General features: G+C 67.9%; 7 protein-coding genes and 1 pseudogene. 6 read left to right on the forward strand and 2 right to left on the reverse strand.

From position 1 onward, the window contains the following. The first annotated feature begins 180 nt into the window (after positions 1-180). Both umuD and ASF22_RS11685 read left to right on the forward strand, forming a co-directional pair. Positions 181-609: a translesion error-prone DNA polymerase V autoproteolytic subunit gene (umuD, locus tag ASF22_RS11680; RefSeq protein ID WP_056264351.1), complete on the forward strand. Its 429-nt coding sequence runs from the start codon at positions 181-183 to the stop codon at positions 607-609. Continuing rightward, positions 606-1,895 carry a Y-family DNA polymerase gene (locus tag ASF22_RS11685; protein WP_056264378.1) on the forward strand — a complete coding sequence of 430 codons (1,290 nt, stop codon included), beginning with the start codon at positions 606-608 and terminating at the stop codon, positions 1,893-1,895. The genes umuD and ASF22_RS11685 overlap by 4 nt, the downstream gene beginning before the upstream one ends. A 37-nt stretch (positions 1,896-1,932) precedes the next feature. Here ASF22_RS11685 and ASF22_RS11690 read toward each other — a convergent pair whose 3' ends face one another. Beyond that, positions 1,933-2,646 (reverse strand): DNA-binding protein, encoded by a 714-nt coding sequence (locus tag ASF22_RS11690; RefSeq protein ID WP_162239547.1) that lies wholly within the window; start codon positions 2,644-2,646, stop codon positions 1,933-1,935. Positions 2,647-3,215: 569 nt separating this feature from the next. Here ASF22_RS11690 and ASF22_RS11695 point away from each other — a divergent pair. From ASF22_RS11695 to ASF22_RS11710, 4 genes are all read left to right on the forward strand, one after another. Then, entirely contained in the window at positions 3,216-4,883 is a 1,668-nt protein-coding gene (locus ASF22_RS11695) for an ATP-binding protein (protein ID WP_056264356.1), read from the forward strand. A 200-nt stretch (positions 4,884-5,083) separates the two neighbouring features. Next, positions 5,084-5,635, forward strand: coding sequence for a metallophosphoesterase (locus ASF22_RS11700; protein WP_056264359.1), 552 nt, complete (start codon positions 5,084-5,086; stop codon positions 5,633-5,635). Beyond that, the gene (locus ASF22_RS11705; RefSeq protein WP_056264362.1) at positions 5,632-6,441 is read left to right on the forward strand and encodes a metallophosphoesterase; all 810 of its coding nucleotides are present in this window, start codon (positions 5,632-5,634) and stop codon (positions 6,439-6,441) included. Before ASF22_RS11700 ends, ASF22_RS11705 begins: the two co-directional genes overlap by 4 nt. A 243-nt stretch (positions 6,442-6,684) precedes the next feature. Beyond that, complete coding sequence (locus ASF22_RS11710; protein WP_056264364.1) at positions 6,685-7,302, forward strand: toll/interleukin-1 receptor domain-containing protein; 618 nt, start codon at positions 6,685-6,687, stop codon at positions 7,300-7,302. A gap of 67 nt (positions 7,303-7,369) precedes the next feature. Here the strand turns inward: ASF22_RS11710 and ASF22_RS11715 are convergent. Further along, a pseudogene (locus ASF22_RS11715) lies at positions 7,370-7,721 on the reverse strand (hypothetical protein); the annotation flags it as partial.

A 7,721-nucleotide genomic window follows, 5' to 3' on the forward strand; every position in this document is an offset into this window, starting at 1 on the left:
TACAGCTTGGCATTGCGTTTACGGCAAAGCTTGCGTCACGTTCGCGAGAGGCCTTGCACCCCATCGGCGGGTAGGCAGTGCATCGTCCCTCAATCAGCCTTTCGCCAAGCGTGACCGCTATACGGAACGCCACGAACGTGTTCATGTTTTGTTCGCGAGCGGGATTCGCGGAGGAGCATCATGCAGGTCAGCGGCGTCACCATCGGCTACCCCATGCCGGTGCCATTCCTTGTCAGGCCGGTCCGGGCCGGCTTCCCGAGCCCGGCCGACGACTTCATCGAGGAGGAGATCGACCTTCAGCGCCTGCTTATCGTCAATCGCCCGGCCACCTTCCTGGTCCGGGTCGCCGGCGACAGCATGCTGCTTGCCCGCCTGCACGACGGTGATCTCGCGGTCGTGGACCGGTCCCTGACCCCGCGCAACGGCGACATCGTCGTGGTCGACATCGACGGCGAGCGTTCGTTCAAGGTGTGGAAGCGCCAGGGCCACCGGGTGACCCTGCACTTCGCAAACCCCCGCTTCCCCAAGTTCCAGTTGTCCCCCGACGCCGTAATAGAGGTCTGGGGCGTCGTCTCCGGTTCCGTGTGCGCCCGGCGCCGCTGCGAATGAGCGCCCGGGCCTACGCCCTCTCCGACGGTAACAGCTTCTACTGCTCGTGCGAGCGGGTGTTCGATGCCCGCCTCGCGCGGCTGCCGGTCATCGTGCTGTCCAACAACGACGGCTGCGCGATTGCCCGGACCACCGAGGCCAAGGCCCTCGGCATCAGGATGGGCGAGCCCTGGTTCAAGATCCGCGACATGTGCCGAAGCCAAGGCGTACGGGTCTACTCCTCGAACTACGCCCTGTACGGGGACATGTCGGCCCGTGTGAACGCGGTCTACCGGGACTTCTCGCCCCGCATCGAGATCTACTCCATCGACGAGAGTTTTTTGGACATCTCGGACGTGCGCGAGCGTGACCGGGCGTCCCTGTGCCGGGACATGCGGGCTACCGTACGGGCGTGGACGGGCATCCCGACCTGCGTCGGCATCGGTTCGACCAAGACGCTGGCCAAGCTCGCCAACCACATCGCCAAGAAGGTGCCCGAGCTCGAAGGGGTTTGCGACCTCACCGACCCGGTCCAGTACGACCATTGGATGGTGCGGGTCGCCCCCGAGGATATCTGGGGCGTCGGGGCGGCCTCCGCCCGGCGGCTGGAGGCGCTTGGCTGCGAGAGCGTCGCCGACGTGCGCGACCTCGACCCCAGGATCGCCCGCAAGGCCCTGACGGTGGTAGGCGAGCGCCTCGTGCATGAACTCCGCGGAATGGCCTGCCTCGACCTTGAGACGGTGGCCGCGACCCGTAAGGGCTGCGCCGTGACCCGGTCGTTCTCCGAACGGGTCGAGGATCGCGCGACCATGGAGCAGGCGATGGCCACGCATGCGTCTAGTCTCGGCGAGAAGCTTCGGCGGGAGGGACTGGCGACGAACCACGTCGCTGTCTTCTTCCACACGAGTGAGCATGACCGTGACCGGCCCCAGCGCTTGATCTCGACCGTCGTCACCCTTCCGGAGGCGACCAACGACACCATGGTGCTGGTGAAGGCCGCCACACATGGCGTGCGCAAGACCTGGCGGGATGGGTACCGCTATTCCAAGGCCGGGGTGGTCACCACCGACCTGATGCCGTTGGCGGCCTCCCAGCGGGCAATGCCGGGTCTCGGCCAACTCGACCGCGAGATGGGTGCGGCCCTGATGGAGGCTCTCGACGCCTGCAATCGCCGCTTCGGCCGTGGGACGGTCGTGCCGGGCGCCGCCGGGTTCGCTCCGAAGCGGTCGTGGTCGACGAAGTTCGAGATGCGGTCGCCGCGGTACACCACCAGGCTCGACGAGGTGCCGATCGTCTCGGCAGCGTGAGGGGCCCGCGCCAGGGCGGGCCCATGCGCGACGGGCGTCATCCCGCGACCCCGCCGTCCTCCGCCCTGCGTTTGCGATAGCGGCCGCTGCCCTCGGTCACGAAGTAGCGGTTGCGGTACATCCGCTCGTCGATCGCACCCCTGACCGTCTCGACGCTCCAGACCTGCACGTGCTCGCCGGCCTCTTGGACAAGGTCGGCGCCGATCCTCTGGGTGATGTCGGCCACGTGCAGCGCCTCGCGCTCCGGCAGGATCTCCCGGATCTCCTGGATGACGCGAAGCCAGAAAGCCCGCGCCTTCACCGTCCGCAGGTGCTCCTTCTGTCGTTCGAGCTCGTCCACGAACCATGCGATCTCGCTGCGCTGGGCCTCGATCACGGCATCGCGCGCGTCCACCATCCCGAGGGCCTCCTGACGGAGTTCCCGCTCCGCCGCGACGGCCTCCTCCATCCGCAGGCGCAACCTTTCGTTGATCGCCGCCGCCTCGGCCTCCGCCGCCTTCCACAACGCCACCCCGGCCTTCGCCAGGCCAGTCTCGACCGCCTCCGGCAACCCAGCGAGCTCGATGATCGGGCTGTAGGCACGATCCCGGGTCCACTCCGCCAGGTGCTCGCCGACGCATTGGTTGTTGCCGGCGACCCCGGCGTTCAGCTTCACCCGAGCCCATACGGTCCGGAGCGAGACCCGCTCCTTGCCCTCCGCCCGGATCTGGTCGGCGGCGCGGAAAACCTCCCAGCGCCGGGGATCCTCCATCCGCGACCGATCCGCCTTCCCGCCCGCCATCGCCCGCCCTCTTCCAAGACCGACAGGAAAACGCGAACATGGTTAACGAATAAGCCGATTTCGTAGCGCGTAACGTGTCGCGCTACCCGCTACGCGCTAACCTCCGAGTCGCACACCGCCCCGTCCGGAAGTCGAGTTCGGCCAAGAAAGGGGGCGGCTCCGGATCGCATCGTTCCCCGTTTTTCACAGTCGGCACAGGCACATGGGAAACGATGACTTGCCAAGCAGCTCGTCCTGGAGCAGTCATCGGGCATGAGTGAGCACCCAAAACGGAGGGCGAATCGGACGGCCACGGCCCTCCCGACGAACGCCAATCCCGCCTCCCGGCGATAGCCTCGCGACCCCTCGCGACGCACGGGAAGCCTGCCCAAGGACCTCCCGATGACACCCGCACGCATCCCTCGAAAATCGGCTGCGCTCCCGGCCCGGATCATTCCCGGCCGCGATCCGTCACGGGCGCACACGCGTCCTCCCGACACCCCCCAGGGCTGACCCCGCCGCCATCGTGAGCGGCCGGCTGCCCCTGCGCGGAGGCAGCCATGACCAGAGCCCCCGGAACGATCGCCAGGAAGCTTGGCGCCCGGTTCGAAAAGGACGCGACCGCCGAGCCTTGCCCCGCAGCCACGCCCCACAGGACGGCCGCCGAGACCCTGGGCCGCCACCTGCTCGAAACGGTGATGACCACCGCGCAGGTCCGTCGCTTCCGGCATGAGCCGCGCCTACGCGTCGTGATCGAGGCGCCCACACCCGCCTGGGTCGAGCCCCTGCGCTCCGCCGCGGCGGCGATGGCCGCTTGGCAGGTCGCGGTGGGCATGGACGGCACCCCGATCCCGTCCCGGGAGACTTCCGCGGCCGAGGGGGCCATCGCGCAAGCGCTGGGTGCCGGGTGCCGCATCGTGGCCGTCAGCCACGCCCCGTGGCGCCACCTCCCGCCGTCGCTCGTCGCCGGGGCCGACATGATCATCCGCACCGGCCATCCGACGCCGGCTGTGATCCGCAAGGCCATCCGGGACGCCACCGGTGTCGCACCCGGGACCACCTCCGCGAGGCTAGGCGACCGCCTGGACTTCTTCGACCTCGCGAGTGCCATCCGGGCCGGCAGCGACCTCAGCACTTGCCTGCGAAAGCTCGGATCCGCCACCGCCAATCGCGCCGTGGCGGACCGTTTCCCCAGCGGTGCCGCGGACCTCGCGAGCCTGCACGGATACGGTGACGGTGCTACGTGGGCCCTGCGGCTCGTTGCGGACATTGACGCATGGCGACGGGGCGACGGGGCCGCATTCCCCGGGCCCGACCGACATGCGGTCCTCGCTGGCCCCAACGGCACGGGCAAGTCCAGCCTTGCCGCAGGCATCGCCGCATCCGCCGGCCTGCCCCTGGTCGCAACCAGCGTCACGAACTGGTTCGCGGGCGGGACGTCCTTCCCCGACGGGGTCCTGCGTCGGGCGCAAGCCGCCTTCGCCAGAGCGACGGATGCCGCCCCCGCGATCGTCCTCCTCGACGGCATCGACGCGATCCCGGAGGCCGGGCAGGTCGGGGCCCAAGACGCCGACGACCGGGAGGCCATCTTCTCGGCCGTCACCCGCTTCCTGGATGCGATCGCCTCCGGCGAACCATCCTCACCGAAGCTGGCCGTCATAGCCACCGCGAGCCTCGCCAATGCCCTGGATCCCGCGCTCGTTCGTCTCTGCCGGCTCACCCGGATCATCGAGATCACCATGCCCGACGATGAGGCGATCCCGGCCATTTTCCGCCAGCACCTGGGATCGGACCTAGACGGCATCGATCTCGGCGAGGTCACCGCCCTCTCGTCGGGTTCGACAGGGGCGACGATCGCGGGATGGGTGAGGGCCGCCCGTCGTCGGGCCAGGATCGCCCGTCGTGACATGACGGTCGGCGACCTCGTGGAAGAGGCGTCGGCACCCGAAAACCGCTCGCCGGGATCCCTGCTGCGGGCCGAGGTCCGTGAGACCTTCCGTGCCGTCGATGTTCGCGCCGACCACTCGACCCAGATCCGGCCCACCACGGTCCAGCCAGCCGTAGGCCCCGCGGAACGCCTGCGGATCCCCTCGCCGCCGGGCAAGGTCGCCCGGACCGGCATCGGGAGCAAGGCGAGGATCGTCTCCGTGCTGGCGGGACGCGCGCCCGGGACCACGACGGGTGCGAGGGAGCGAACCGGTGTCCACCGGCCCGGGAGGGGAAAGTAGCCGATCATGCCGCGTCCCCGCCCACGGCACACACATCTCGTGAGGTCCCGCATCCTTGCGCAGGCGCCGCGTCCAGGAAATAAGGAATCCCGATCCGAGGAGCTTTTCCGATGAAACGCATAGGCCGTCCTTCGCCCCCCTGAATTCCGGAGCGCAAGCGACCCATGCGTCGAGCCTCCGCACCCCCGCGCGAGGCTCGAATGTCATCCCGTACCCTCTTCTGTGCAGACACGCATTTCGGCCATCAGGCCGCGATCGGGCCCCGGCTCGGCCTGAACCGTCCCTTCGCGACGATCGAGGAGCACGACGAGGCCCTCATCGCGAATTGGAACGCCGTCGTCGGTCCACGGGACACGATCTGGCATCTGGGCGACTTCTGCTATCGCTGCCCCGAGGACCGTGCCCGGGCCATCTTTTCGCGACTTCGCGGACGGCGTTTCCTCGTGCGTGGGAACCACGACCGGATCGGAGCACGCCTGCCCTGGGATGGCCCTGTCGTCGACGTTGCCCACGTCGTGATCCAAAATTTTGACGGGTCGCCACAGGGACTGTTCCTCAGCCACTACGGACACCGTGTCTGGCCGCGGATGCACCGGGGCGACATCCACCTCTACGGCCATTCCCACGGCACCCTGCCGGGCACCGCCGCGAGCACGGACGTCGGCGTGGACTGTTTCAATTATCGTCCCGTGACCCTCGACGAGATCCGCGTGCGCCTCGCCGAGAACGCCGCCGCCGGAGGCCGGTCATGACCTTCCCGCCCGATCGCCTCTGGATCTTCAGCGACCTGCATCAGGAATGGCCCGAGAACGCATGGGACCTGGCCGCGCATGCGCCGGCATGCGGCTTCGACGTGGCCGTGGTCGCCGGCGACGTGCACATGCCGCTAACCCGGGCCCTCGCCTGGCTCGGCGAGCGCCTCCCCGGCGTGCCGACCGTCTACGTGCCCGGCAACCACGACTTCTGGTGGGACCGGGGAGAGGAGCGCTACACCGTCGCCGACCAGATGTCCCAGGGCCGGGACATCGCCGCACGCCTCGGCATCCACCTGCTGATGGACGACGCCGTCGTCATCGGCGGCACGCGCTTCGCCGGCGGCACCCTCTGGACCGATTTCCGCCTCGGCTCCTTCAGCCTGACCCACGCCATGCGCACCGCCCAGGGCCGCTTCGGCATGGTCGACTACCGCCGCATCCGCACCGGCCCGAGTTCCCGCCACCGCATCGAGCCGGGCGATGTCCTCAGCCTGCACCGCCGGACCCGGGCCTTTCTGGAGGCGACCCTCGCCGAGCCCCATCCGGGGCCGACCGTAGTCGTCACCCACCACGCCCCGCACCCCGACAGCCTGCCCGACCCGCATGCCGACCTGCGCTGGTGCTACGCCTCGGACCTGCGCGACCTCATCCACGCCCGGGGTCCCGACCTCTGGGTGCACGGGCACATCCATGCCGCGGCCGATTACGTCGTCGGGCCGACCCGGATCGTCTGCAATCCGCGTGGCCACCCCGAGGAAACGACCAAGTTCGACCCGCAAGGCGTCATCACGCCAGGCGCCTGAGTTAGCCCCTCGACCCAGCGCGCCGGAAGGCGCCTTCAAGAAAGCCTATCCTGTTGTGGATCCTATGGTTTTCCTGGAACAAATGGGCATCGCGAGGCCTATACCCAATCTTGGCCGTCAAGCTACGGAGGTCGCATGGCCGCCCGAACCCGAAACCGAGCCGCGAAGGCGCCTTCCGTCGCGAAGCCTACGACCGCTCGGGGATCGTCCGCCAAGGCGAGGCCATCGGACAAGGCCCCACGGGTGAAGTCGATCAAGCCCGAAGTACGGATCTTCGTCTCGTACTCGCGCGTGCATGAAGTGGCGCGGGAGAAGCTGGAAATCCATCTTGCACCGCTCACGCGGGATAACGTCGTCCCCTGGTACGATGGGGAGATGGAGGCCGGCGACAAGCTGACGACCAAGATTTCCAATGCGATACGGGATTCCCACATCTTCGTCGCATTGCTGAGCCCGGAGTATCTTCACAGCGACTGGTGCCAGAAGGAGTACCGACGCGCGATGAGCAGACGGGCGCGCGGACTTATGCGCGTCGTCGCGACGATCATCCGGCCATGTCTTTGGAAGGAAACCCCGGCTGCCGACCTCGTCGTCCTCCCCGACGGGGGACGGACCGTGATCGAGTGGCGCAGCGCCGATACGGCCTATCTCAACGTCGCCCAGGGCATCGGTCGTGTGGTGAAGTCCGTCCGTAAGGACATGTCAGTGGCCGGTGCGACTTCGGCGATACCTCCGAAGAGGGTCAAGCAGCCTACCGTCCGGAAGAGAACGCCCGCCTACGACGCACCGGGCAAGCCGGTCAAGACGAAGGTCGCTGCCAAGAAGACCGTGGCGAGGAAACCTCGTCCCGTCGTGCGCTGACTGATTATCCCAGGATGCGGGCCCGAGCCCCTGATCCAGGTCCGCAACCATCCACCCGGCAGCGAGACTAGATCATTCGTTTGGCGGCCAGGGAATATCGCTTATCCGCCTGATGGAACTGAAACGGGTTGCCCAACACCAGGTTCATCTGGCCTCCCCCTTGCTCCGCGATCCAGTCCAACAGCGGCTTGCACTGGTGATCGGTGAAAACGCGGTGGCCACGACCATTCCTGTAATTGATCGCCGTGAGCATGCGCGCGGGTACGGTAGGGGCGTTGATCCCGAAATACAGGAACCTCTCGGATATCAGGATGCGGTCGTGGTCCGCCCCCATTGAAGTGGTCCGCCCTTTGGTATGGCTTTTAAGCCTGGAGGACGGACAAGATGGCAAAGCACCCGAAGCCCGAGGAGATCGTTGC

The organism is Methylobacterium sp. Leaf87 (genome assembly GCF_001422775.1).
Classification (GTDB): domain Bacteria; phylum Pseudomonadota; class Alphaproteobacteria; order Rhizobiales; family Beijerinckiaceae; genus Methylobacterium.